Origin of the sequence: Paenacidovorax caeni (genome assembly GCF_001298675.1) — a bacterium.
Classification (GTDB): Bacteria; Pseudomonadota; Gammaproteobacteria; order Burkholderiales; family Burkholderiaceae_C; genus Paenacidovorax; species Paenacidovorax caeni.
The window spans coordinates 1-22794 of the sequence record NZ_CYIG01000039.1 but is presented as its reverse complement, the minus strand read 5'-3'; the positions used below and the strand labels follow the sequence as shown (position 1 = coordinate 22794).

Sequence of the window (22794 nt, the reverse complement as noted above, 5' to 3'; positions counted from 1 at the left end):
TTGCTGGGTAAGGGTTAGAGCCGATTTTGGCTCTAAAACGCTACAGCGCCGCCAGCGTACGCACCATGTAGACCGCGCCTGCGCCATAGCTGGCCAGGTGCTGGCGCTGGTGCGCATCGGGCACGGCGTGCGCGGCGTAGCCCTGGCGTTCCCAGTAGCCTTGTGAGCCCTGCACGGACACCAGCGCGCTGTGGCGCAGGCCTTCGGCCCGGGCGCGCGCCCACAGGGGTGCCAACAGGGCGCGGGCCAGGCCCTGGCCGGCGCAGCGGGGCAGCACGGCCATGTCGTGCAGGTACAGCGTGTCGGGGGCCGCGCAGGCCGTGAAGTCGCCGTGCAGCGGCGTAACCTTGCCCAGGCAGGAGCGGTACGCCGCCAGGTAGGCCACGACTTCGCCATCCTGCACGATGACCAGCGAGCACTGCGCCGGGCTGGCCAGGCGGCGCGCGAAAACGTCGGCACTTTCGGCAAACGCCGCGCCGTAGCACGCCTGCTGCACTGCCAGCAGGCCGGGCAGGTCTTGCGCCGCGAGGGGGCGGGGCAGGGCGGTCATTGGGGCCGTTGGGGGCGCGGCAGGTAGTCGTCCAGCGACAGGCCTTTTTCCTGCAGCAAGGCTTCGAGCACTGGTGCCAGGCGCCCCAGGCTTTCCTGCACGGCCTCGCGCACCGTGTCCACCACCACCTGGGTGCTGCGCTCGATTTCGATGTTCAGGCGGTCGCCCACCTGCACGGCCTCAAACACCGTTGCGCGGCGCGTCTCGGGAATGAGCCAGACCTCGAACCAGCCCTCGGCGCGGTTCACCTCTGCCACCGTGAGGCTGGCGCCGTGCAGCGCGATGTAGCCCTTGGCGAACACGTAGCGGCGGAAGGCCTCGGGCACGGCCACGCGCCAGACGAGGTTGTTCTCCAGTTCGCGGCGCTCCACGAGCGTGCCGGTGAAATCCACGTGGCCCGACAGCGGGTGGCCACCGATCTCGGCACCGTCCTTGGCGGCGCGCTCCACGTTCACGCGGCCGCCCTCGCGGTAGCTGCCCAGCGTGGTGATGTTGAGGCTTTGCAGCATCACGTCGAAGCAGGCCTGCGTGGGCGAGAGGATCTCGGTCACCGTGAGGCACACGCCGTCCGTCGCCACGCTGGCGCCGATGGCCAGGTCCTGGCAGAAGCCCTCGGGAAAGTCGAGGGTGAAGGTGCGCAGGCCGGCGCGGTCGTGGATGGCGGCGATGGTGGCCGTGGCTTGGACGATGCCTGTGAACATGGGCGGTCGGCGGAAAGCTGCAAAGCAAAGGATTGTGCCAGCGCCTTCTTGGTGGGCGCCCATGGGACTGCCGTGGCATTGACAAGATAGTAATAAGTTACTATCTTTCGTGGCATGAACTCACCTGCCAAATACCTGTCGGCCGAAGCGCGCCGGGCTGCGACGGTCGAGGCGGTCATCCAACTGGCTGCGCAGACGCCTCCGAGCGAAATCACCACCACGGCCATTGCCCAGCACATGGGCGTGACACAGGGCGCCTTGTTCAAGCATTTCCCGACCAAGGAGGCGATCCTGGAGGCCGTCATGGTCTGGGTTGCCGAGCACTTGCTCAGCCGGGTGGACGAGGCGGCGCACTCTGTCCAGGCCCATGGCGGGGCATTAGCGGCGCTGGAGGCCATATTCCTCGCACACGTAGACTTCGTGGTGGAGCATCCTGGCGTACCGCGCATGCTGTTTGGTGAGCTGCAGCGCAGTGAAATGACTGCCCCCAAGCGCGTGGTGCAAACGCTGCTGGGCCACTACGGTGCACGCCTGCAGCAATGGCTGGCCCAAGGCCAGGCCCAGGGCCAGGTCGCTGGCGCCCTGGACTGCGCTACAGCCGTCACGCTGTTCATTGGCTCGCTCCAGGGCCTTGTCATGCAATCGATGCTGGCTGGCGACGTCCTGCACATGCGCCGGCAGGCAGCCCCGGTATTCGCGTTGTACCGACGCGCGGTCATGGCGATTCCAGCGGGAGATGCCCCATGACGTTCCCCACACTGCAACGGCGCACCGTGGCGCTGGCAGCCCTGCTGCTCCCCCTGGCCGGGTTGCTGGGCTATGTGGCTCTGCGTTCGGGGCCCCTGGCTCCCGTGGCTGTTACCGAAGCCGAGGTACGCAGCCAGGTGCTGCGGCCCGCGCTGTTCGGCATCGGCACTGTGGAGGCGCGGCAGACATACCGCATCGGTCCCACCGCAGCCGGGCGGCTACAGCACTTGGCCGTGGACGTGGGGGACGCTGTGCGCGCAGGCCAGACCCTGGGCGCGATGGATCCGGTGGATCTGGACGAACGCATCCGCGCCCAGGAAGCCGCGTACAAACGCGCGGAAGCGGCTGTGCGTGAAGCCAGCGCCCGCCAGGCCTTCGCGGCAGCCCAGGCGCAGCGCTACGCCCAACTGGAAGTCGCGCGCTCGACCAGTGAAGAGACCGTGCAGCTCAAGCGCCAGGAGCTGGCCGTGGCTGACGCTGCCCTGGCTGCCGCGCGCGAGGAGGCTGCCCGGGTGCAGGCGGATACGGCGGCCCTGCGCAGCCAGCGCAGCCACCTGCGCCTGCTGGCACCTGCGGACGGTGTGGTGACCGTGCGCGACGCGGAGCCTGGCAGCACTGTGCTGGCAGGCCAGGCGGTTCTGGAAGTAGTGGCGCCGCACAGCCTGTGGGTGCATCTGCGCATCGACCAGGCCAGCGCCGCGGGCCTGGTTGCGGGCTTGCCGGCGCAAGTGCATCTGCGTTCGCACCCTGGTGCACCGTTGCCCGGGCGGGTGCTGCGCGTGGAGCCCAAGGCAGACGCCGTGACGGAGGAAACGCTGGCCAAGGTGGTTTTCACGCAACTGCCCACGCCTTTGCCGCCGTTGGGTGAGCTGGCCGAGGTCTCGGTCGACCTGCCTGCGTTGCCGGCTACGCCAGTGGTGCCGAACGCTGCCCTCCAGCGGCTGGGTGCCCTGCGGGGGGTGTGGCGCCATGGCCCGGGTGGCCTGCATTTCACCCCGGTGACCACGGGGCGCGCCGACCTGGAGGGCAACGTGCAGATACTGCAGGGCCTGGAGGCCGGGGATCGCATCATCGTCTACAGCGAGAAGGCGCTGACCCCGCGCACGCGCGTGCGTGTGGAGTCCCAGTTGGTGAAGGCCCAGCCATGATCTCGCTTGCGGGCCGTGACATCCTGCACAGCTGGGGCAAGTTTGTCTTCACGGGGGTGGGCCTGGGGCTGCTCATCGGCGTCACGCTGGTCATGGCGGGGGTGTACCGGGGCATGGTTGACGACGGTCAGGCCCTGCTGGACAACAGCGGCGCCGACCTGTGGGTGGTGCAGCAGCATACGCAGGGGCCGTACGCTGAATCCTCCAGCCTGAGCGACGACGCCTACCGTACGCTGCGTGGCATCGAAGGTGTGGCCGAAGCGGCCAATGTGACCTACTTCACCATGCAAGTGCGCCGCGACACGCCGGTGCCGAAGGACGTACGCGCCATGGTGGTGGGCATTACCCCAGGCGCAGCCTGGGGCGCGCCTGGCTATCCCCCCACGCTGGTCGCTGGGCGCCACATTACCCGGGGCCACTACGAGGCCGTGGCCGACATGGCCTCCGGCGTCGCGCTGGGCGAGCGGTTGACGATCCGGCGCAACCAGTACACCGTGGTCGGCCTGACGCGGCGCATGGTGTCTTCCAGTGGCGACCCGATGGTGTTCATCCCGCTGAAGGACGCCCAGCAGGCGCAGTTCCTCAAGGACAACGATGCCATCCACCGCCAGCGCCAGCGCACGGCGGCCAACCCGGCGTTCAATCGTCCCGGAGTGCCTGGCCTGCGCGAAGCGATCGATGCGTCGCAAACCAACAGCAGCACCGTGAACGCGGTGTTGCTGCGCCTGGCGCCCGGGGCCGACGCGCAGGCCGTTGCCGACACGGTTCGCCGCTACGTGCGCCTGGGCGTCTACACGCGGGCGCAGATGCAAGAAATCCTGGTCAGCAAGCTCATCGCCACTTCGGCGCGCCAGATCGGCATGTTCCTGGCCATCCTGGCGCTGGTGAGCGCGGCCATCGTGGCTTTCATCATCTACTCGCTGACCATGGACAAGATCCGCGAAATTGCGGTGCTCAAGCTCATCGGCACCAAGAACCGCACCATCGCCGCGATGATCCTGCAGCAGGCGCTGGCGTTGGGCCTGATCGGCTTTGCCGTAGGGAAGATCAGCGCTACGTTCGCCGCGCCGTTCTTTCCCAAATACGTGCTGCTGGTGCCGCAGGACTCACTGGCCGGGTTCTTCGCGGTACAGGCGCTGTGCGCGTTGGCCAGTGTCATTGCCATCCGCGTGGCGCTGCGCATCGACCCCGCCGAAGCCATCGGTGGTTGACAGGAGATGGCCATGACCGAGCCGCACCACGGCATTCACATACAAGGCCTGTCCAAGCGCTACGGCAGCGGCGATACCGCAGTGCTCGCGCTCAAGGACGTCAACATGCAGGTTGCCCCCGGCGAGGTGGTTGGCCTGATCGGGCCCTCGGGCTCGGGCAAGAGCTCGCTGCTCAAATGCCTGGGTGCCGTCACCGATCCCACTGCGGGCCGCATGACGCTGGGCGGCCAGACCATCTACGACAACGGCTGGCAGGTGCGTGATCTGCGTGCGTTGCGGCGCGACAAAATCGGCTTCGTCTTTCAGGCACCGTACCTGATTCCGTTCCTGGACGTGACCGATAACGTCGCGCTCCTGCCCATGCTGGCGGGCCTACCCAACGGCCAGGCGCGTGCGCGGGCGCTGGAGCTGCTGCGTGCGCTGGACGTGCAGCACCGCGCGCGTGCCATGCCCGCGCAGCTGTCAGGCGGTGAGCAGCAACGCGTTGCCATCGCCAGGGGGCTGGTCAACCGCCCGCCTGTGATCCTGGCCGACGAGCCCACGGCGCCACTGGATTCGGAGCGCGCGCTCGCGGTGATGCGCATCCTGGGCGAGATGGCGCGCGCGTACCACACCGCCATCGTCGTCGTCACCCACGACGAAAAAATCATCCCGACGTTCCGGCGGCTGTACCACATCCGCGACGGGGTCACGCACGAAGAGGCGGGCCAAGCCCGGCCTTTGGCTTAACCACGCTTTCCACGTCTCACCATGCGTCCTCTAGCCCCCGCCGTCTTGCCCCCTCTGGGGGGCGCCCGTACTCGTGCTGCCGCCATGGCCCTGGGCTGCCTGCTTGCGGCATGGCTGACCGGCTGCGCCAGCAGCCGCCAGGAGCTGGTACCTCCTGCCGCTGTGGCATCCGATGACGCCCCGGCACCCTGGAGCGACGGTCCGCACCAGTCAGCCGCCACGCCCCCGCGCGTCGCGGGGCTGGCACTGCCCGGCCCCTGGTGGGAAAGTTTGCAGTCGCCAGCGCTGAGTGCACTGATTGCCCAGGCCCAAGCGGCCAGCCCCACGCTGGCCACCGCCGAGGCGGCGCTGCGCCAGGCCGAGGCGCTGCAAAACGCCCAAGCGGCCACCACCGCACAGCCCCAGCTCGACGCCACCGTGGGCGCGCAGCGCCAGCACACCTCCCCGGCAGCCCTGGGGCAAAGCGGCGAGGGCCGCAGTTTCAGCCTGTACAGCGCGGGTTTGCAGGTGCGCTACCTGTTTGATCTATCGGGTGCCAGCCAACACACGCTCCAGGCCCTCGCAGCGCGCACCGAATGGCGCCGCCACGAGCAGACCGCCGCGCGGCGGGCCCTCGCCGGCCAGATTGCCGCCACCGCCATCGCGCGGGCGCGCTGGGCGGCGCAGGTTGAGGCTACGCACACCCTCGTGCAACAACAGCAGGCCCTGGCGGACATCGCCCAGGCGCGCGTGCGCCTGGGCCAAGCCACGCCCGACGAAGCCCTGGCACTGCAGGCCCTGGCGGCACAAACCCGTGCCAGCCTGCCCCCGCTGCGCCAGCAGCTGCAGCAGGCCGAGCACGTACTGGCCGTGCTGGCAGGCCAGCCTCCCGGCATCCAGCCCCTGCATGCTTTCGCGTTGGGCGACTTCACCTTGCCGACCCAGTTGCCGCTGCGTGTGCCATCGCAACTGGTACGCCAACGGCCAGACATCCAGGCCAGCGAGGCGCTGCTGCACGCCGCGCACGCCGAACACGGCGCTACCGTGGCACGACGCTACCCGCAGCTGCAGCTGAGCGCCAACCTGGGCAGCCAGGCCCTGACCAGTGGCGCCTTGTTTGGTGCGGGCGCGGCGGTGTGGGCACTGGGCGGGCAATTGGTACAGCCGCTTTTCAATCCGGCGCAACAGGGCCAGGAGGCTGCGGCGCTGGCCGCGCTGCAAGCGGCCAGCGCCCAGTACCAGGGCGTGGTGCTGCAGGCCTTGCGCCAGGTAGCCGACGCCCTGGGTGCCCTGGACCACGGCGCGCAGGCGCTGCAGGCCCTGCGCGAAGCCGATGCGGCGGCCCAGGCTTCCGCACACACCGTGCAGCGCCGCTATGCCCTGGGTGCCGCCAGCTACGTGCAGCTGGTGCAAGCCCAGCAGCAGGCGACACAAGCGACCTTGCTGCGGGCCCAGGCCCAAGCACAGCAACTGGCCGACTGCGTCGCCTTGTACCAGGCCCTGGGTACGCCTTGAGCCAGGCGGTGCCGCGTGCCCGGCGCAAGCGCTCGCTGCAAGGAAAAAACGTGAAAGAAAAAAGGCACCAGGCCATACCCAGTGAGCGCGAGCAGCTATGTTTTTTGAGGATTTCGTGCCCAGGGGCCTGCCAAGGCCTTGTTAGTCACAGGCCGGCAGGCACAGGTGCAGCCGCGCGCCGCCGAGCGGCGAAGCCAGCGCCTGCACGCTGCCGCCGTAGGTCTCGGCCAGGGCGCGCACGATATCCAGGCCCAGGCCTGCGCCGGGGCGCTGCTCGTCAAGCTGCACGCCGCGCTGGAACATGCGCTCGCGCTGCGCTTCGGGAATGCCGGGGCCGTCGTCGTCCACGGTGAAGCACAGCTGCGCGCCTTCGCGCTGTACGTCCACCACCACGCGCGTGCGCGCCCATTTGCCGGCGTTGTCGATCAGGTTGCCCAGCAGTTCGTACAGATCCTGGGCCTCGCCGCGGAAAGCCCCATCCTGTGCCTGGGCGGCCAGCGCGAAGTGCACGCCGCGTGCCTCGTGCAGCCGGGCCATGGTGCGCAGCAGCGCCTGCACGGGTGCCAGCACCGGCGTGCGCAGGCCGGTAGCGCGTACGGCAGCGGCTGCGCGGGCGCGTGCCAGGTGCCAGTCCACCTGGCGCCGCGCAATGGCGACCTGCTCGTTGACCAGCTGTGCCAGCGCGCTGCTGTTGTCTTGCGCCGCCGCATTGGCCAGGATCGAGAGCGGCGTATGCACGGCATGCGCCAGGTTGCCGGCCTGGGTGCGGGCGCGCTGCACCATGTCGGCGTTTTCCGCCAGCACGTGGTTGAACTCGTTCACCAGCGGCTGCAGCTCCTGCGGAAAGCGCCCCGCCAGTTGCGCGGCCTGGCCGCCGCGTACATCCGCCAGGCGTGCGCGCAGCAGTTGCAGCGGGCGCAGCGCCAAGTGCAATTGCATGGCCACCGCGGCCGCCAGCCCCAGCCCCAGCATGCCCAGCGCCAGCAGCAGCATGTGGGTGAAGCGCTGAATGGGTTCGGCAACCAGGGCCTTGTCGGCGGCCACCACGAGGCGCAGTGGCGGCGCGTCGTCGTCGGGCAATTGCAGGGTGCGCGCGACGGCCACCAGGTCGTGGCCCAGGGCGTCGCACTGCACCAGCACACGCTCGCCTTGGGCGGCGTCTTGCGAGGCCGGGATGGTCAGGGTCTGGTCCCACAGCGAGCGCGAGCGCGCCACCCCCACCTGGGGCTGGGGGCCCAGGCGGTCGATTTGCCAATACAGGCCGGACAGGGGCTGGCCCAGCCGGGTATCGGTCCCCATGGGGGCAAGGCTCACGCGGCCATCCGGTGCCCAGTCCACCGCGCCGCTCAGGTGGTTGAGCTGCATCACCAGCTGGGTTTGCAGCTGCTGCGTGATGTGGTCTTGGAACAGCGCGCGCAACCCCCAGCCGGCCAGGGCAATGGTGAGTAGCATCCACGCCAGCGTGCCCGCCAGCAGGCGCAGGCGCAGCGAGCCGCCACTGTCCGCTTCACCGGGCGGGGGCGGCGTGTTCATGGTGTGGCGCTGGCCTCCACCAGCCGGTAGCCCAGCCCGCGCACGGTCTCGATGCTGCCGGGCGGCAGCTTTTTGCGCAGGCGCCCGACGAAGACCTCAATGGTGTTCGAGTCACGGTCGCTGCCTTCGGCGTAGATGTGTTCGGACAGGTCCGTGCGCGACAGCACTTCGCCCTTGCGCTGCATGAGCTGCGACAGCAGCTTGAACTCGTGGCTGGTGAGAACCAGCGGCTGCCCGTTCACCAGCACACGCGCCTGGCGGGTGTCGAGCGAGATGGCGCCGCAGTGCCACTGCGCGCTGGCGTGTTCGCCCTGGCGGCGCAGCAGCGCGCGCAGGCGCGCCATCAGCTCCTCCATGTGGAAAGGCTTGGCCAGGTAGTCATCCGCCCCGGCGTCGATGCCCGCCACCTTTTCCTGCCAGGCGCTGCGCGCCGTAAGGATGAGCACCGGCATGTTGCGTCCCGCGGCACGCCAGCGCCGCAGCACCGAGAGCCCGTCGAGCACGGGCAGGCCCAAATCGAGTACCACCGCGTCAAACGCCTCCACCTCGCCCAGGTAGTGCGCTTGGGCGCCATCGGCGGCGCAGTCCACCGTGTGGCCGGCGGCGGCAATCGCTTGCGCCAGCTGGGTGCGCAGCACGGGTTCGTCTTCCACCACCAGGATGCGCATCAGGGGCCTTTGCGTTTGATGCCGAGCACACGGCCGTTCACCGCATCGACCTTGAGCTTGGCGAGCCGCCCGTCGCGCTGCAGCAGGCGGATTTCATAGATGAAGCGGCCATCCTCATGCTCGAACTCGACCTTGAGTGCTTGCCCGTCGTACTCGCGCTCGACCCGGTCCAGCACGGTGCGCAATGGCAGCACCTGCCCCTGTTCCAGAGCCTGGCGCGCCAGGTCGTGGTCATCGCTTTCGCCATGCGCCGGGCTGTGTGCAGTCGCCCCCAGGCCCAGCACGCAGGCCAGCAGACCCAACGTAGCGAGGCGGTGCAAGGGGCGTGGGCGGGGAGTGAACATGGCGGTTTTTATACCTCCGATCGCATGAATGGCGCATGAACACCGCCTTCAGCTGGGGTTCAGGCGGGTGTTTTCAGAATGCATGCCAGGCCAGGCATCGTGCTTTGCCACCCGCTTTGAGGAGCGCCTCCATGAAATTCACGCCCATCGCCGCCGCCCTGGCACTTACTGTCGCCGCCCTGGTGCCTGCCCAGGCCGCCACGGCTGCACATGACCACGGCCACAGCCAGAGCCACGCAGCGCCCACGGCGGCGCTGCACCTGAATGCCGGGCAAAAGTGGGAGACCGATGCCCCCTTGCGCCAGGCCATGGCCCGGCTGCGCCAGCACATGGCGCCAGCGCTTGGCCCGATCCATGCCAAGCGGCTGCCCGCGGCGGAATACGCCCGCCTGGGGCGGGAGGTTGAAGCCGCCGTGGCCGACATCGTCGCCCAGTGCAAGCTGCCGCCCGAGGCCGATGCCCAGTTGCACCTGGTCGTCGCCGAACTGCTGCAGGGCGCCGAGCAAATGACCGGCCAGCGTGGCAAGCCGCGCAACGGTGCGCTCCAGGTGGTCTCTGCCCTCGACAGCTACGCGCGCTACTTCGCCGACCCCGACTTCCGGCCCCTGGCCCACTGAAGCCGGGCCATGGCACACAGCACCACAATGATCCTGCGCTCACGATCAGAAGGGGCTCCCATGCGTACCAAAGCTGTCATCGGTATCTGGCTGTCGGCCATCACCCTGGCATGGATGGCCGTGTTACCCGCTGACCTGGGCGTTTCGCCTTTGGTGGACGCCCAGGGCGCGGCCACCGGCTGGTGGCAGCTGCGCCAGCAGGCCGTGTACCTGTCCGGGCTGTGGAGCATCGGCCTGATGGCGCTGGCCATGGTTCTGGCGCTGCGCCTGCCGTGGCTGGAGCGCCCGCTGGGCGGCATGGACCAGGTCTATCGCCTGCACAAGTGGGCTGGCATCAGCGCGGCGCTGGCGGCCCTCCTGCACTGGGCTGCCGATGAGTCCAGCGACTGGATCAAGGGCCTGTGGGGGCGCGCCGGCCGGCCCGCGCGCGAAGCCGTGCTGCCCTGGCTCACCGACGCGCGGGGCTTTGCCAAGGACCTGGGCGAGATGGCGTTCTACCTGCTGCTGGCCATGGTGGCCATCACGCTGCTGACCCGGTTGCTGCCCTACAAGCCCTGGCGCTTCTTGCACCGCGCCATGCCGCTGGTGTTCTTGGCGCTCACGCTGCATACCGTGGCGCTGATGCCGCTGACCTTTTGGAGGCTGCCGCTGGGCTTGCTCATGGGCACGCTGCTGGCGCTGGGCAGTCTGGCGGCGGTGTGGTCGTTGGCAGGCAGGATCGGCCGCGCCCATAGCTACGCAGGCCGCATTCACGCCGTGCAGGTGTTGGGCGACGGCGGCGCGGCGGCCCCCATCGAGGTGATCTGTGCCCTGCCTGCCCTCTGGCCCAGCCACCGCGCGGGGCAGTTTGCCTTTGTGCGCTTTGACGCCTCGGAGGGTGCCCACCCCTTCACCATCGCCAGCGCACCGGGCAGCCTGGGCAGGAGCGATGCGGGCGAGCCGCTGCTGCGCCTGGTCATCAAGCCGCTGGGCGACTACACCCGCACCCTGGGCCTGCGTCTGCAGGCCGGGCAGCGCGTGGACATCGAAGGCCCCTACGGCCGCTTCGACGGCCGGGGCCGCCGCCAGTGCCAGCAGGTGTGGGTGGCGGGGGGCGTGGGCATCACGCCCTTCCTGGCGCTGCTGGAGGCGCGCCAGCCGGGCGCGGCACCGGCCGCCGCCACGCTGCAACCCGTGCACATGCACTACTGCACCCGCGACGCTGCCACCGACCCGCTGCTGCCCCGCCTGCGCGCGCTGTGCGCGCAGGCCCAGCCGCCCGTGGTTCTGACGGTGCATGGCGACGCCCAGGGCCAGCGCCTGCGCCCCGAGGACCTGGAGGCCATTCCCGGCCCGCTGGACATCTGGTTCTGCGGCCCCCAGGGCCTGGGCAATGCGCTGCAAGCGCACGCCAGCGGCCCCCGCCCGTGGCGATTGCACCGCGAATCGTTTGCCATGCGTTGATTTACCCCAAGGAGATTTCCATGAAACACACGGCCTCTCTTCTCGCGCTGTCCCTGGCCCTCGCTGCCGCTCCGGCACTGGCCGATGATGACTGCGAAGCCCCGGTACAGAAATGGCAATCGCGCGACGCCGTGATGCAGCACGCGGCAGCCCAGGGCTGGCAGATACAACGCCTGAAGATTGACGACGGCTGCTACGAAATCCGTGGCCGCGACGCCCAGGGCCGCAGCTTCAAAGCCAAGCTGGACCCCCAGACGCTGCGCGTGGTGAAGATGAAACTGCGGAGCGACGACCACCATGAGCGTGAGCGTCGCCGCGAACGCAACGCCGCACCGGCCAACGCGCCCGTCCAAGACGCCGTCCCGGGTGCTGCGCCCACCCCGGCGCACAGCCCCGTGCTGACCCCGGGCACCACGCCGCGCGGCCAGATCGAATAACCCCCACCCCTTTTTTTCCGGAGACCGTCCATGTCCACCACCAAACCCCTGCTGACCACCCTGGCCGCTGCCTGTGCGCTGGCCGTGCCTGCCCTGGCGCAAGCCCGGCAGGTCACGCTCACCACCCAGCTCAAGAACTATGGCGGTGACGGCGCCTACCTCGCCGTGTACCTCACCGACCCCAAGGGCGCCTACGCCGGCACGCTCTGGGTGGCGGGTGGCAAGGCCAAGTACTACAAGCATTTGGCGGACTGGAACCGCCTGTCCGCCAGCGACAGCAAGCGCCTGCAGGGCGTGACCGGCGCCAGCGTGGGCGCGGGCCGCACCCTCAAGGTGACGGCCGACCTGGCCGACGCACTGCTGGATGCGGGCTACGAGATCCGCATCGACGCTGCTGCCGAGGACATGCGCGACAGCCCCTCGGAAATCCGCGTGCCGCTGTCCACCGCGCAGGCGGGCAAACCACAGGCGGGCAAGCAGTACATCCAGGCGTTCAGCTACCAACTCAAGTAAACAAAGGGAGCTCCCATGGTTTGGCGGCAACTCCATCGCTGGCTGGGTTTGGTGGCGGGCACGCTGGCGCTGGTGCTGGGCATCACGGGCACGCTGCTGGCGCTCGACCCGCTGCGCAACGCTTGGCAGGCAGCCCCGGCAGCGCAGGACTTGCCGGTGGCGACGCTGGTGCAGCGCGTGCAGGCCAGCGTGCCCGGCGCGGAGGAAATCCGCCGCCTGCCCTCGGGCGGTATCGTCGTCCATGCCTTCGACAACGGCCAGGCCCAGGCCCTGCGCGTGGACCCGGCGGACGGCCGCGTGCTGGGCGGCTACCAGCCCTCGCTGCTGCCGCGCTGGTTGAAGAACCTGCACCGCGCCCTGCTGCTGGGCGATGCCGGGCGCATGGTCGCCGCCGCAGTGGCCCTGGCCATGCTGGGGCTGTCGGTCTCGGGTCTGGTGCTGCTGCTGCGCCGCATGGGCGGCTGGCGCCACCTCGCGGGCCCGGTACGCGGCACGCTGGCGCAGCGCCTGCATGTGCTGGCTGGGCGGGTGGCGCTGCCGGTGCTGGCGGTGTCGGCTGCTGCGGCGCTCGTCATGAGCGCGGCCACCTTCGGTCTGATGCCGCTGGACGCGGCGCCCGAGCCCGACGTCGCCTCTGTGCCAGGCCGCCAGCCACCGCTTTTGGCCGCGCAGTTGCCCCTGCTGCAGGACGTGCGCGTGCAGGACCTGCGCAAGCTCAACCTGCCCGCCGCCGCCGACCCGCAGGACACCTGGCAGGTCACCACCACCCAGGGCCAGGGCTGGGTGGACCGCTACAGCGGCCAGATGCTGGCCTGGCAGGACGCCGCGGCCGCGCAGCGCGTGCACGACTGGACGCTGCTGCTGCACACCGGCGAGGGCGCCTGGGCCTGGGCGTTGCTGTTGGGCGCCATGGGGGTGAGCATCCCGCTCTTCTGGGGCACAGGCGCGCTGCTGTGGTGGCAGGCACGCCGCAGCCGCCCGCGCATTGCCAACAACACCCCGCTGGCGCAGGCCGACAGCCTGGTCTTTGTCGCCAGCGAAGGCGGCAGCACCTGGGGCTTTGCCCAGGCCCTGCATGCCGCGCTGGTGGCTGCGGGCCACCGCGTGCACACCACGGCGCTGGAGCACTGGCGCGTACCGCCCACGGCGCGCCAGGTCTATGTGCTCGCCGCCACCTATGGCGACGGCCAGCCGCCTGCCCATGCGGCGCGCGCGCTGGAAGCCATGGCGCGCCAACCGGCAACGGCCGCGCAGGTCGCCGTGCTGGGCTTTGGCGACCGCCAGTTCCCTGCCTTCTGCGCCTTTGCCGAGGCACTGGAAGCAACGCTGCGCCGCCAGGGCTGGCTCGCGCTGCTGCCATTGGAGCGCGTGCACCAGCAGTCCGCCCAGGAATTTGCCCGCTGGGGGCAGGCGCTGGCGCAGGCCCTGGGGCAGCAACTTGCAATCGACTACCGGCCGCGCCTGCCGCCAACCGTGGCGCTCACCCTCGTGGCGCGGCAGGACTTTGCAGGCGGTGCGGGCGAGCCCGCAGCCATTTTGCGTTTTGCCCTGCCCGGCCGCAGCCTGCCGCGCTTCGCCGCGGGCGACCTGGTCGGTGTGGTTCCACCAGACCAGGCTGTGCCGCGCTACTACTCGCTGGCCAGCGGCACACGCGACGGCTTTGTCGAAATCTGCGTGCGCCGTATGCCCGGCGGCGTGTGCTCCAACCACCTGCATGCGCTGCAGCCGGGCGACAGTGTGCAGGCATTCATCCGGCCCAATCCGGGCTTTGTGTTGCCGGCGGGCCACACGCCCGTGCTGCTGATTGGCGCAGGTACCGGCGTGGCGCCACTGGCCGGCTTCATCCGTGGCAACACGGCCCACCGACCCATGCACCTGTACTACGGTGCGCGCGACCCGGCACGGGACTTCTACTTCGGCACCGCGCTGCAAGCCTGGCAGGCCGAGGGCCGCCTGAGCGGCCTGCACACCACGTTCTCGCGCCTGCCGGACGGCGGCGGCTACGTGCAAGACGCACTGCGCCGTGACGGCACCCAGGTGCGTGCGCTGCTGGCCCAGGGTGCCTGTGTGCGGGTCTGCGGCAGCCGTCCCATGGCACACGGCGTGGCGCAGGTTCTGGAATCGTTGCTGGCCCCCCTGGGCCTGTGCCTGGCGCAACTCAAGGCCGAAGGACGCTATGCCGAAGACTTGTTCTGACCCGCAGCGGCAGACGCTGCACGGCCCCACCATGGGGACACGCTGGTCGGTCACCTGCGATATGCCAGCGGGTACCGATACCGCCGCCCTGCACGCGGCGCTGGCGGCGGCGGTGGACACCGTAGACACCCAGATGTCGCCCTGGAAGCCCGATAGCGACCTGAATCGGATCAACCAAGCGCCGTGCCATACCTGGGTGGCCGTACCGCAGCCTCTGCTGGAGGTGCTGGCTTGCGCGCTCGATATCAGCCGCTTGAGCCGGGGGGCTTTCGACCCCGGTGCCGGGGCGCTGGTGGATGCATGGGGCTTTGGGGCGGCGCGCCAAGCGCCTGATGCGCAGGCCATCCGCGCGGCCGCGCAAGCGCCGCGCACACCCACCCACGAAGCACTGGAGCTGGACCAGGCTGGTGCCCGCGTGCGCAAGCACGCGCCACGGCAGCTGGATTTGTGTGGCATTGCCAAGGGCTATGCCGTGGACTGCATGGCGACCGTGCTGCAGGCGCATGGGCTGGCCCACGCGCTGGTGGCGCTGGATGGCGAGCTGCGCGCGCTGGGTGCCCAGGCCGATGGGACGCCCTGGGCCGTGGCGCTGGAGCGGCCAGTGCCCGGGCTGCGCGCCGTCCAGGGCGTCCTGGCCCTGCAAGACCTGGCGGTGGCCACCTCGGGAGACTACCGGCACTACCTGGAGGTGGGGGGCGCCCGCCTCGCCCACTCCATGGACACCCGCCGAGGCGCTCCGGTGCGCAACGACGTGGCCTCGGTCACCGTACTGGCGCGCACCTGCATGCAGGCCGACGCCTGGGCGACTGCGCTGCTCGTGGCCGGTGTCGGCGAAGGCCTGGCGCTGGCCCAGCGCCAGGCGCTGGAGGCGCTGTGGCTGCTGCGCCGGGGCGACGCCCTGGTGGAAGTCGGCACCGGCCGCTTTGCCCCTGCAGCGCCTGCGGCCTGAGGCCGTGCACGCCTTCCGCGCGGCGGTGCGGCTGTCTCCCAGGTGGCAGCGCCGTGACCAGAGCCCTTTCAGTATGGCGACTTCCAACCAACGACAAGGAGACACCATGCCCTACGCGCACGTGAACGGCCAGCGCCTGTACTACGAAGACACCGGGGGCGACGGCCCGGCCATCGTCTTCTCGCACGGGCTGCTGATGGACGGCAGCATGTTCGCGCCCCAGGTGCAGGCGCTGCGCGGTGCGTGGCGCTGCATTACCTGGGACGAGCGCGGCCACGGCCAGACCGCCACGGGCACGTGCGCGCCGTTCAGCTACTACGACTCGGCCGACGACGTGGTGGCGCTGCTGGCGCACCTGGGCATCGGGCGCGCGGTGTTCGCGGGCATGTCGCAGGGCGGCTACCTGTCGCTGCGCGCTGCGTTGCGCCACCCGCAGGTGGTGCGCGCGCTGGTGCTGATCGACACCCAGGCGCTGCCCGAAGAGGCCGAGAAGATGGCGGGCCACCAGGTCATCATCCAAGAATGGCTGGAGCGCGGCCTGTCGGACGAGCGCGCGCGCACCATCGAGCACATCATCCTTGGCGATGGCTGGGAGGGCGCCGCTGCCTGGCGCGCCGCGTGGCAGCGCATGCAGCCGGCCGACCTGCTGGCATGCTTTACCACGCTGGCCACACGCGACGACATCAGCGGCGAACTGGGCCGCATCACCGCGCCCGCGCTGGTGCTGCACGGCGACGCCGACCACGCCATCGCGTTGGAGCGCGCCCAGGCCATGGCGGCGGGCCTGCCGCACGCGCGCATGGTGGTGGTGCCCGGCGCGGGCCACGCGGCCAACCTCACGCACCCGCAGCCGGTGAACGCGGCGCTGGCGCAGTTCCTGGCGCAGCTGCCGCAGTAGGTTTGCTCATGTATCAGTAGCTGCTAGCGCTTACTGCATAAGGCCTGGGGCCTAATTTTGTTCAAAATTGGGTGGATCAGGCCGCCGCCAGCGTGGCGCGCGCCTTGTCCAGCCACAGCTGCAGGCTGTCCACCAGGTCCTGGTGGCTGAACGAGCAGCTTTCCTCGGTGAACAGGGCGCCGGCCTCGAGCCGGTCGAGCAGGCCGTGCAGCACTTCGGTGTAGCGCGGCGGCAGCGCCGCCAGCAAGGCGCTGTGGGCGCGCGCGCGCGTGCTGAAGGCGTGGTTGCCCAGGCGCTGGTCGCGCAGGGCGTGCAGGTCGTCCTGCAAGGTCTGGAGCTGGTGGGTGGCGAGTTCGGTGGGCATGGGGCGTGAGCGTAGCGCCAAGGGGGTTGTCAGCGCAGCATCAGGGGAACTGCGTCAGAATCGGGCGATGACCGCGCTCGACATCGCTGAATACACCCATACCCTTGGTTCCCAAGCAAAAACGGCTTCTGCCCTGATGGCGCGTGCGCCAGCAGCTATCAAAAACAAAGCGCTGCGGGCGCTGGCGCAGCTGCTGCGCGACAACGTGCAGCCCCTGCAGCACGACAACGCCCGCGACCTGGAGCGCGCCGTGGCCGCCGGGCTGGACGCGCCGATGGTGGACCGCCTCAAGCTCACGCCGAAGGTGATCGAGACCTGCGCCCAGGGCTGCGAGCAGCTCGCCGCCATGCCCGACATCATTGGCGAGATCCTGGGCATGAAGCAGCAGCCCAGCGGCATCCGTGTGGGCCAGATGCGCGTGCCGATCGGCGTGTTCGGCATGATTTACGAGAGCCGCCCGAACGTGACCATCGAGGCCGCCAGCCTGTCCATCAAGAGCGGCAACGCCTGCATTCTGCGCGGCGGCTCCGAGGCCATCGAGTCGAACAAGGCGCTGGCGCGCCTGGTGGTGCAGGCGCTGGCCCAGGCCGGCCTGCCCGCGCATGGCGTGCAGCTGGTGGAGACCACCGACCGCGCCGCCGTGGGCCAGCTCATTGCCATGCCGCAGTTTGTCGATGTGATCATCCCGCGTGGTGGCAAGGGGCTGATCGAGCGCATCAGCGCCGAGGCCAAGGTGCCCGTCATCAAGCACCTGGACGGCAACTGCCACACCTACGTCGATGACCCCTGCGACATCGCCATGGCGGTGACGGTGGCCGACAACGCCAAGACACAGAAGTACAGCCCCTGCAACGCCAGCGAGGGCCTGCTGGTGGCGCGCGGCGTGGCGGCCGACTTCCTGCCCCGCATCGGCGCCGTGTACGCCGCCAAGGGCGTGGAGATGCGCTGCGACGCCGAGGCGTTGGCCCTGCTGGCCGCCGTGCCCGGCGCCAAGCTGGTGCCCGCCACCGAGCAGGACTGGGGCGAGGAATACCTGGCGCCCATCATCAGCGTGAAGGTGGTGGCGGGCGTGGACGAGGCCATTGCCCACATCAACCGCTACGGCAGCCACCACACCGACGCCATCCTCACCACCAACCACCAGCACGCGCAGCAGTTCCTGCGCGACGTGGACTCGGCCAGCGTGATGGTGAACGCCAGCACGCGCTTTGCCGATGGCTTCGAGTACGGGCTGGGCGCCGAGATCGGCATCAGCACCGACAAGTTCCACGCGCGCGGCCCGGTCGGCATCGAGGGGCTGACCTCGCTCAAGTACGTGGTGCTGGGCGAGGGCGAGATTCGGACCTGATTCGCTCTTTATTTGATAGCTTTTAGCGCTTGTCTGCGTTGGCTTAGGGCCTGATTTGGTATGAAAATCATCATCCTGGGGGCGGGCCGTGTGGGCCAGAGCGTGGCCGACAGCCTGGTGTCGGAGCACAACGACATCACCGTCATCGACACCGATGGCGCGCGGCTGCGCGAGCTGGAGTCGCGCCTGGACCTGCGCGGCGTGGTGGGCAACGGCATGGAGCCCCAGGTGCTGGCCGAGGCCGGCGCGCGCGACACCGACCTGCTGATTGCCTGCGCCGCGCAGGACGAAACCAACCTGGTGTGCTGCAAGGTGGCGCAGATGCTGTTCAACGTGCCCACGCGCATTGCGCGCGTGCGCTCGCCCAGCTTCGAGGACGGCAGCGCGCTGCTGGCGCCCGACGGCTTTGCGGTGGACCACATCCTGTGCCCCGAGGACTCGCTGGTGCGCTACATCGCCAAGCTGGTGGAGTACCCCGAGGCGCTGCAGGTGCGCGAGTTTGCCGGCGGGCGCGCCAGCCTGGTGTCGGTGCGCGCGCGCCCCGGCGCGCCGGCCGTGGGCCTGCAGATTGGTGCGCTGCGCCAGCAGATGCCCGACGTGGCCGTGCGCATGGTGGCCATCTACCGGCGCTTTGCCGACGAGCCCGACCGTTTCGTGCCCTGCGACGGCAGCACGCGCATCGAGCCGGGCGACGAAGTCTTCGCGCTGGCCAGCCAGGAGCGCATTCCGCAGGTGCTGGCGGCGTTGCACCGCCCCGAGGGGCAGCCTGCGCGGCCGGTGCGGCGCATCATGATGGCCGGCGGCGGCCAGGTCAGCGAGCGCCTGGCGCGGCGGCTGGCGCAGCAGGCCGGGCGCTTTCATCTGAAGATCGTCGAGGAAGACCCGCAGCGCTGCGTGGCGCTGGCCTCGGCCCTGCCGGAAGGCGTGCTGGTGCTGCAGGGCGAAACCTCGGACGAGGAGCTGCTGAGCGAGGAAGGCATCGAGGAGGTGGACTTCTTCCTGGCGCTGGGCGACGACGACGAGAACAACATCATGGCCTGCCTGCTGGCCAAGCGCCTGGGTGCGCGCCGCGTGCTGGCGCTCATCAACCGCCACACCTACGCCGACCTGATGCACGGCACGCAGATCGACATTGCGTTGTCGCCCGCGCAGGCCATGCTGGGCGAGCTGCTGGCCTACGTGCGCCATGGCGACGTGCAGGCCGTGCACAGCCTGCGCCGCGGCGTGGCCGAGGCGCTGGAGATCGTGGCGCGCGGCGACCGCAAGAGCTCGCGCGTGGTGGGGCGCCAGGTGGAGGACCTGCCCCTGCCGCCCGCCGTGCACATGGGCCTGATCATCCGCGGCCTGCCCGACCCCGAGGCACCGCCGCCGCCCGAGGGTGCCATCGTGCCGCTGCAGGCGAGCGAGCCCGAGGTCATCCTGCCGCGCAGCCACACCGTGATCGAGCACAACGACCACGTGGTGTTCTTCCTGCCGAACAAGCGCCTGGTGCGCGAGGTGGAGAAGCTGTTCCGCGTCAGCGCCACGTTCTTCTGACCCCTACGGCCCGGCCATGAGCGACCTCTTTCCCGTTTTGCGTGTGCTTGGCGTGCTGCTGTGCATGTTCGCGCTGGCCATGGGGCTGCCGCTGGCCGTCTCGCTGGGGCATGACGACGGCGTGTGGCAGGCCTATCCGCTGGCCATGCTGGTGGCGCTGGGCGCGGGGGCGGGCCTGTCGTGGGGGTTGCGGCGCTACAAGCGCGAGCTGCAGCCGCGCCACGGGGTGATTCTGGTCACGCTGGTCTGGGTGCTGTTGCCGCTGTGTGCGGCGCTGCCGCTGTGGCTGGCGCTGCAGTGGGTGAACCACCCGGTGACGTTCACGCACGCCTACTTCGAGGCCGTCTCGGGCCTGACCACCACCGGCTCCACGGTGCTCAGCGGGGTCGATGCGCTGCCCCTGTCGGTGAACGTGTGGCGCACCTTTCTGCAGTGGCTGGGCGGCATGGGCATCCTGATCCTTGCCGTGGCCGTGCTGCCGCTGCTGGGCGTGGGCGGCGCGCAGCTGTTCAAGGCCGAGGCGGCTGGCCCGATCAAGGACACCAAGCTGACCCCGCGCATGACCGAGACGGCCAAGGGCCTGTGGGGCGTGTACGCGGTGTTCTCGGTCACCTGCGCTGCGGCGTTCTGGGCCGGTGGCATGTCGTTCATGGACGCGCTCATGCACATGTTCACCACCGTGAGCCTGGGCGGGCTGTCGGCGCACGATGCGAGTTTTGCCTACTTCAACTCGCCGCTGCTCGAAGGCATCGCGCTGGTGTTCATGCTGGCCGCGAGCTGCAACTTCGCGCTGTACTTCATCGCGCTGCGCAAAGGCCACTGGCGCGGCTTCTGGCGCGACCCCGAGATGCGCGCCACCATGGTGGCGCTGATCGGCGGTGGCCTGCTGGTGGCGCTGCTGCTGTGGGCCAAGGGCGTGTATGCGCCGCTGCAGGCGCTGCGCCACGGCATGTTCCACGTGGTCTCCGTGGCCACCACCACGGGCTTCGCCACGCAGGACTACCTGCAGTGGCCGGTGTTCGCGCCGGTGTTCATGCTGCTGCTGTCGGGCGTGGCGACCAGCGCGGGCTCGACGGGCGGCGGCATCAAGATGGTGCGCATGCTCATCCTCATCAAGCAGGCGCGGCGCGAGCTGACGCGCCTGGTGCACCCGCGCGCCGTGCAGCCGGTGCTGCTGGGGGGCCACGTGGTGGACAACCGCATGATCTTCTCGGTGCTGGCCTTCATGCTGGTGTACGGTGCCACCGTGATCGTGCTCAGCATGGTGCTGCTGCTGACCGACATTGACCCGCTGACCGCCTTCTCGGCCATCCTCGCCAGCGTGCACTGCATGGGGCCGGGGCTGGGCGCCGTCGGCCCCAGCTCCAACTACGCGGTGCTGACCGATTTCCAAATCTGGGTGTGCACCCTGGCCATGCTGCTGGGCCGGCTGGAAATTCTGAGCTTCATGGCCATGCTTTCGCCCGCGTTTTGGAAGCGCTGAGGCCCGGCGGCTGCGGCGCGGCGGAATTTTCATATGCCGCGATGCGCATAAGCCGCGCCGCGCGTCCCTAAAATGGCCCGGTTGACCTTTACACCAGGGCATTTATGGTTCCGCACCTCATCACCGCGCTCACGGGCCCAATCAACGAGCTGGAGCAGCGCATCCTCGATTCCATGCCCGCCATCGAGCGCTGGTTCCGCCTGGAGTGGATGGAGCACACGCCGCCGTTCTACAGCTCGGTGGACATCCGCAACGCTGGCTTCAAGCTCGCGCCCGTGGACACCAACCTGTTTCCCGGCGGCTGGAACAACCTGACGCCCGAGATGCTGCCGCTGGCCGTGCAGGCGGCCATGGCGGCGATCGAAAAAATCTGCCCCGAGGCGCGCAACCTGCTCATCATTCCCGAGAACCACACGCGCAACACCTTCTACCTGGCCAACCTGGCCCAGCTGGCGCGCATCTTCAACATGGCGGGGCTGCATGTGCGCATCGGCTCCATCAGCCCGGAGGTGAAGAAGCCGATGCGTGTCGAGTTGCCCGGGGGCGAGGAGATCACCATCGAGCCCGTGGTGCGCACCAAGCACCGCCTGGGGCTCAAGGGGTTCGACCCCTGCACCATCTTGCTCAACAACGATTTGTCGGCGGGTGCGCCCGGCATCCTGGAAGAGCTGTACGAACAGTACCTGCTGCCGCCACTGCACGCGGGCTGGAGCGTGCGCCGCAAGAGCCGCCACTTCAAGAGCTACGAGGAGGTGGCCAAGCGCTTTGGCAAGCTGCTGGGCATCGACCCCTGGCTCATCAACCCGCTGTTCAGCCATTGCGGCGCGGTGGATTTCGCCGAGGGCCAGGGCCTGGAAAGCTTGCAGAGCCACGTGGACGGGCTGCTGGCCAAGGTGCGGCGCAAGTACAAGGAATACGGCATCAACGAGAAGCCCTTTGCCATCGTCAAGGCCGACAACGGCACCTACGGCATGGGCATCATGACCGTGCATGACGCCAAGGAGCTGGAGCAGCTCAACCGCAAGAGCCGCAACAAGATGGCCGTCATCAAGGACGGGCAGACGGTGAGCGAGGTCATCGTCCAGGAAGGCGTGCGTACCCAGGAACGCATGCACGAGGCCGTGGCCGAGCCGGTGGTCTACATGATGGACCGCTACGTGGTGGGCGGCTTCTACCGCGTGCACGCCGAGCGCGGCGACGAAGAAAATCTCAACGCCCCGGGCGCGGCCTTCGTGCCGCTGGCCTTCGCCCACGGCGGCCAACTGCCCCAGCCGGGCGCGCGCCCCGGCGCCAGCGCGCCCAACCGCTTCTACATGTACGGCGTGGTGGCGCGCCTGGCCATGCTCGCCGCCAGCTACGAGCTGGAGGCCACCGACCCCGAAGCCGAGGTGTATGACTGAAGAACACCCCCCTGAGTAACCGTCTTCAAAGTCAAGCACGATGAAGCGACGGGTCCCAAGGTTTGCCGGTTCTGACCATTGCGTTGAGCGTGGTCAGCAGCTTGCGCATGCATGCCACCAAGGCGACCTTGGGCAGTTTGCCCGCAGCCCTCAAACGCTCGTAGAACGCTCGGATGACCGGGTTGTAGCGCGCTGCAGTCAGCGTGGCCATGTACAGCACACGCCGTATCTCAAAGCGCCCACCCTGCACCCTGCGTCGCCCCTTCCTGTTACCCGAGTCATTGGCCACGGGCGCCACGCCCGCCAGGGCGGCGATCTCGCGGCGGTTGAGCCTGCCCAACTCGGGCAACTGAGCAATCAGCGTTGCGCTGGCCACCGGGCCGATGCCGTTGGTCGATTGCAGCAGCCCATCGAGCTCACCGAAGTGCTCGCGCACATGGCCCACCATCTGCCTCTCCAGATCATCGAGCTGTGCCTTGATCGCT

The 22794-nt window shown here is 69.4% G+C and carries 23 protein-coding genes; 16 read left to right on the top strand and 7 right to left on the bottom strand.

Annotated elements, in window-relative coordinates:
* Positions 1 to 40: 40 nt before the first annotated feature.
* Positions 41 to 550, bottom strand: coding sequence for a GNAT family N-acetyltransferase (locus BN2503_RS14805; RefSeq protein ID WP_054257417.1), 510 nt, complete (start codon positions 548 to 550; stop codon positions 41 to 43).
* Positions 547 to 1251 (bottom strand): riboflavin synthase, encoded by a 705-nt coding sequence (locus tag BN2503_RS14800; protein WP_054257416.1) that lies wholly within the window; start codon positions 1249 to 1251, stop codon positions 547 to 549. Before BN2503_RS14800 ends, BN2503_RS14805 begins: the two co-directional genes overlap by 4 nt.
* Positions 1252 to 1365: 114 nt before the next feature.
* On the opposite strand from BN2503_RS14800, the gene BN2503_RS14795 reads away from it, so the two are divergent.
* The 5 genes from BN2503_RS14795 to BN2503_RS14775 are packed head-to-tail and all read left to right on the top strand — an operon-like array spanning position 1366 to position 6580.
* Positions 1366 to 1998, top strand: coding sequence for a TetR/AcrR family transcriptional regulator (locus BN2503_RS14795; protein ID WP_054257415.1), 633 nt, complete (start codon positions 1366 to 1368; stop codon positions 1996 to 1998).
* Positions 1995 to 3146: an efflux RND transporter periplasmic adaptor subunit gene (locus BN2503_RS14790; protein ID WP_054257414.1), complete on the top strand. Its 1152-nt coding sequence runs from the start codon at positions 1995 to 1997 to the stop codon at positions 3144 to 3146. The genes BN2503_RS14795 and BN2503_RS14790 overlap by 4 nt, the downstream gene beginning before the upstream one ends.
* Positions 3143 to 4357, top strand: coding sequence for an ABC transporter permease (locus BN2503_RS14785; RefSeq protein ID WP_054257413.1), 1215 nt, complete (start codon positions 3143 to 3145; stop codon positions 4355 to 4357). The genes BN2503_RS14790 and BN2503_RS14785 overlap by 4 nt, the downstream gene beginning before the upstream one ends.
* A gap of 12 nt (positions 4358 to 4369) precedes the next feature.
* Positions 4370 to 5086, top strand: coding sequence for an ABC transporter ATP-binding protein (locus BN2503_RS14780; RefSeq protein ID WP_054257442.1), 717 nt, complete (start codon positions 4370 to 4372; stop codon positions 5084 to 5086).
* 21 nt (positions 5087 to 5107) lie between these two features.
* Positions 5108 to 6580 carry an efflux transporter outer membrane subunit gene (locus tag BN2503_RS14775; RefSeq protein ID WP_082366624.1) on the top strand — a complete coding sequence of 491 codons (1473 nt, stop codon included), beginning with the start codon at positions 5108 to 5110 and terminating at the stop codon, positions 6578 to 6580.
* A gap of 141 nt (positions 6581 to 6721) precedes the next feature.
* Here the strand turns inward: BN2503_RS14775 and BN2503_RS14770 are convergent, their stop codons facing one another.
* Genes BN2503_RS14770 through BN2503_RS14760 form a run of 3 tightly spaced genes read right to left on the bottom strand, consistent with a single transcriptional unit; the run spans position 6722 to position 9125 of the window.
* On the bottom strand, positions 6722 to 8113 hold the full coding sequence (locus tag BN2503_RS14770) for a sensor histidine kinase (RefSeq protein ID WP_054257411.1): 1392 nt from the start codon (positions 8111 to 8113) through the stop codon (positions 6722 to 6724).
* Positions 8110 to 8781, bottom strand: a complete 672-nt coding sequence (locus BN2503_RS14765) for a response regulator transcription factor (protein ID WP_054257410.1) — start codon at positions 8779 to 8781, stop codon at positions 8110 to 8112. The genes BN2503_RS14770 and BN2503_RS14765 overlap by 4 nt, the downstream gene beginning before the upstream one ends.
* Positions 8781 to 9125 carry a PepSY domain-containing protein gene (locus BN2503_RS14760; RefSeq protein ID WP_054257409.1) on the bottom strand — a complete coding sequence of 115 codons (345 nt, stop codon included), beginning with the start codon at positions 9123 to 9125 and terminating at the stop codon, positions 8781 to 8783. The genes BN2503_RS14765 and BN2503_RS14760 overlap by 1 nt, the downstream gene beginning before the upstream one ends.
* Positions 9126 to 9256: 131 nt before the next feature.
* On the opposite strand from BN2503_RS14760, the gene BN2503_RS14755 reads away from it, so the two are divergent.
* The 7 genes from BN2503_RS14755 to BN2503_RS14725 all read left to right on the top strand — a co-directional run bounded on the left by BN2503_RS14755 (position 9257) and on the right by BN2503_RS14725 (position 16178).
* A complete protein-coding gene (locus BN2503_RS14755; RefSeq protein ID WP_054257408.1) occupies positions 9257 to 9742 on the top strand; it encodes a hypothetical protein in 486 nt (161 codons plus the stop codon).
* Between the two features lie 60 nt (positions 9743 to 9802).
* Complete coding sequence (locus BN2503_RS14750; RefSeq protein WP_054257407.1) at positions 9803 to 11185, top strand: ferredoxin reductase family protein; 1383 nt, start codon at positions 9803 to 9805, stop codon at positions 11183 to 11185.
* 20 nt (positions 11186 to 11205) lie between these two features.
* On the top strand, positions 11206 to 11622 hold the full coding sequence (locus BN2503_RS14745) for a PepSY domain-containing protein (protein WP_054257441.1): 417 nt from the start codon (positions 11206 to 11208) through the stop codon (positions 11620 to 11622).
* A gap of 30 nt (positions 11623 to 11652) precedes the next feature.
* Entirely contained in the window at positions 11653 to 12135 is a 483-nt protein-coding gene (locus BN2503_RS14740) for a DUF2271 domain-containing protein (RefSeq protein WP_054257406.1), read from the top strand.
* 15 nt (positions 12136 to 12150) lie between these two features.
* Positions 12151 to 14331 carry a PepSY domain-containing protein gene (locus BN2503_RS14735; RefSeq protein WP_054257405.1) on the top strand — a complete coding sequence of 727 codons (2181 nt, stop codon included), beginning with the start codon at positions 12151 to 12153 and terminating at the stop codon, positions 14329 to 14331.
* Positions 14312 to 15280 carry an FAD:protein FMN transferase gene (locus tag BN2503_RS14730; protein WP_054257404.1) on the top strand — a complete coding sequence of 323 codons (969 nt, stop codon included), beginning with the start codon at positions 14312 to 14314 and terminating at the stop codon, positions 15278 to 15280. Before BN2503_RS14735 ends, BN2503_RS14730 begins: the two co-directional genes overlap by 20 nt.
* 106 nt (positions 15281 to 15386) lie before the next feature.
* Positions 15387 to 16178: an alpha/beta fold hydrolase gene (locus BN2503_RS14725; RefSeq protein ID WP_054257403.1), complete on the top strand. Its 792-nt coding sequence runs from the start codon at positions 15387 to 15389 to the stop codon at positions 16176 to 16178.
* A 76-nt stretch (positions 16179 to 16254) separates the two neighbouring features.
* On the opposite strand, the gene BN2503_RS14720 is transcribed toward BN2503_RS14725, so the two are convergent.
* Entirely contained in the window at positions 16255 to 16542 is a 288-nt protein-coding gene (locus BN2503_RS14720; RefSeq protein ID WP_054257402.1) for a hypothetical protein, read from the bottom strand.
* Positions 16543 to 16609: 67 nt separating this feature from the next.
* Here BN2503_RS14720 and BN2503_RS14715 point away from each other — a divergent pair, with 67 nt between their 5' ends.
* The 4 genes from BN2503_RS14715 to gshA all read left to right on the top strand — a co-directional run bounded on the left by BN2503_RS14715 (position 16610) and on the right by gshA (position 22309).
* Positions 16610 to 17890 (top strand): glutamate-5-semialdehyde dehydrogenase, encoded by a 1281-nt coding sequence (locus BN2503_RS14715; protein WP_054257401.1) that lies wholly within the window; start codon positions 16610 to 16612, stop codon positions 17888 to 17890.
* A 60-nt stretch (positions 17891 to 17950) separates the two neighbouring features.
* Positions 17951 to 19426 carry a Trk system potassium transporter TrkA gene (trkA, locus tag BN2503_RS14710; RefSeq protein WP_054257400.1) on the top strand — a complete coding sequence of 492 codons (1476 nt, stop codon included), beginning with the start codon at positions 17951 to 17953 and terminating at the stop codon, positions 19424 to 19426.
* Positions 19427 to 19442: 16 nt separating this feature from the next.
* Positions 19443 to 20909: a TrkH family potassium uptake protein gene (locus BN2503_RS14705; RefSeq protein WP_054257399.1), complete on the top strand. Its 1467-nt coding sequence runs from the start codon at positions 19443 to 19445 to the stop codon at positions 20907 to 20909.
* A 104-nt stretch (positions 20910 to 21013) separates the two neighbouring features.
* Positions 21014 to 22309, top strand: coding sequence for a glutamate--cysteine ligase (gene gshA / locus BN2503_RS14700; RefSeq protein ID WP_054257398.1), 1296 nt, complete (start codon positions 21014 to 21016; stop codon positions 22307 to 22309).
* A gap of 31 nt (positions 22310 to 22340) precedes the next feature.
* Here gshA and BN2503_RS14695 read toward each other — a convergent pair.
* The coding region (locus BN2503_RS14695) for a transposase (RefSeq protein ID WP_148639759.1) at positions 22341 to 22794 on the bottom strand (454 nt) is incomplete at its 5' end.

What these genes read in the sequence shown, in the direction of transcription:
- BN2503_RS14725 (WP_054257403.1), top strand. Translation starts at nt 15,387, where the DNA reads ATGCCCTACGCGCACGTGAACGGCCAGCGCCTGTACTACGAAGACACC.
- BN2503_RS14745 (WP_054257441.1), top strand. Translation starts at nt 11,206, where the DNA reads ATGAAACACACGGCCTCTCTTCTCGCGCTGTCCCTGGCCCTCGCTGCC.
- gshA (WP_054257398.1), top strand. Translation starts at nt 21,014, where the DNA reads ATGGTTCCGCACCTCATCACCGCGCTCACGGGCCCAATCAACGAGCTG.
- BN2503_RS14795 (WP_054257415.1), top strand. Translation starts at nt 1,366, where the DNA reads ATGAACTCACCTGCCAAATACCTGTCGGCCGAAGCGCGCCGGGCTGCG.
- BN2503_RS14800 (WP_054257416.1), bottom strand. Translation starts at nt 1,251, where the DNA reads ATGTTCACAGGCATCGTCCAAGCCACGGCCACCATCGCCGCCATCCAC.
- BN2503_RS14780 (WP_054257442.1), top strand. Translation starts at nt 4,370, where the DNA reads ATGACCGAGCCGCACCACGGCATTCACATACAAGGCCTGTCCAAGCGC.
- BN2503_RS14770 (WP_054257411.1), bottom strand. Translation starts at nt 8,113, where the DNA reads ATGAACACGCCGCCCCCGCCCGGTGAAGCGGACAGTGGCGGCTCGCTG.
- BN2503_RS14740 (WP_054257406.1), top strand. Translation starts at nt 11,653, where the DNA reads ATGTCCACCACCAAACCCCTGCTGACCACCCTGGCCGCTGCCTGTGCG.
- BN2503_RS14735 (WP_054257405.1), top strand. Translation starts at nt 12,151, where the DNA reads ATGGTTTGGCGGCAACTCCATCGCTGGCTGGGTTTGGTGGCGGGCACG.
- BN2503_RS14715 (WP_054257401.1), top strand. Translation starts at nt 16,610, where the DNA reads ATGACCGCGCTCGACATCGCTGAATACACCCATACCCTTGGTTCCCAA.
- BN2503_RS14805 (WP_054257417.1), bottom strand. Translation starts at nt 550, where the DNA reads ATGACCGCCCTGCCCCGCCCCCTCGCGGCGCAAGACCTGCCCGGCCTG.
- BN2503_RS14720 (WP_054257402.1), bottom strand. Translation starts at nt 16,542, where the DNA reads ATGCCCACCGAACTCGCCACCCACCAGCTCCAGACCTTGCAGGACGAC.
- BN2503_RS14705 (WP_054257399.1), top strand. Translation starts at nt 19,443, where the DNA reads ATGAGCGACCTCTTTCCCGTTTTGCGTGTGCTTGGCGTGCTGCTGTGC.
- BN2503_RS14755 (WP_054257408.1), top strand. Translation starts at nt 9,257, where the DNA reads ATGAAATTCACGCCCATCGCCGCCGCCCTGGCACTTACTGTCGCCGCC.
- BN2503_RS14765 (WP_054257410.1), bottom strand. Translation starts at nt 8,781, where the DNA reads ATGCGCATCCTGGTGGTGGAAGACGAACCCGTGCTGCGCACCCAGCTG.
- BN2503_RS14730 (WP_054257404.1), top strand. Translation starts at nt 14,312, where the DNA reads ATGCCGAAGACTTGTTCTGACCCGCAGCGGCAGACGCTGCACGGCCCC.
- BN2503_RS14760 (WP_054257409.1), bottom strand. Translation starts at nt 9,125, where the DNA reads ATGTTCACTCCCCGCCCACGCCCCTTGCACCGCCTCGCTACGTTGGGT.
- BN2503_RS14775 (WP_082366624.1), top strand. Translation starts at nt 5,108, where the DNA reads ATGCGTCCTCTAGCCCCCGCCGTCTTGCCCCCTCTGGGGGGCGCCCGT.
- trkA (WP_054257400.1), top strand. Translation starts at nt 17,951, where the DNA reads ATGAAAATCATCATCCTGGGGGCGGGCCGTGTGGGCCAGAGCGTGGCC.
- BN2503_RS14785 (WP_054257413.1), top strand. Translation starts at nt 3,143, where the DNA reads ATGATCTCGCTTGCGGGCCGTGACATCCTGCACAGCTGGGGCAAGTTT.
- BN2503_RS14790 (WP_054257414.1), top strand. Translation starts at nt 1,995, where the DNA reads ATGACGTTCCCCACACTGCAACGGCGCACCGTGGCGCTGGCAGCCCTG.
- BN2503_RS14750 (WP_054257407.1), top strand. Translation starts at nt 9,803, where the DNA reads ATGCGTACCAAAGCTGTCATCGGTATCTGGCTGTCGGCCATCACCCTG.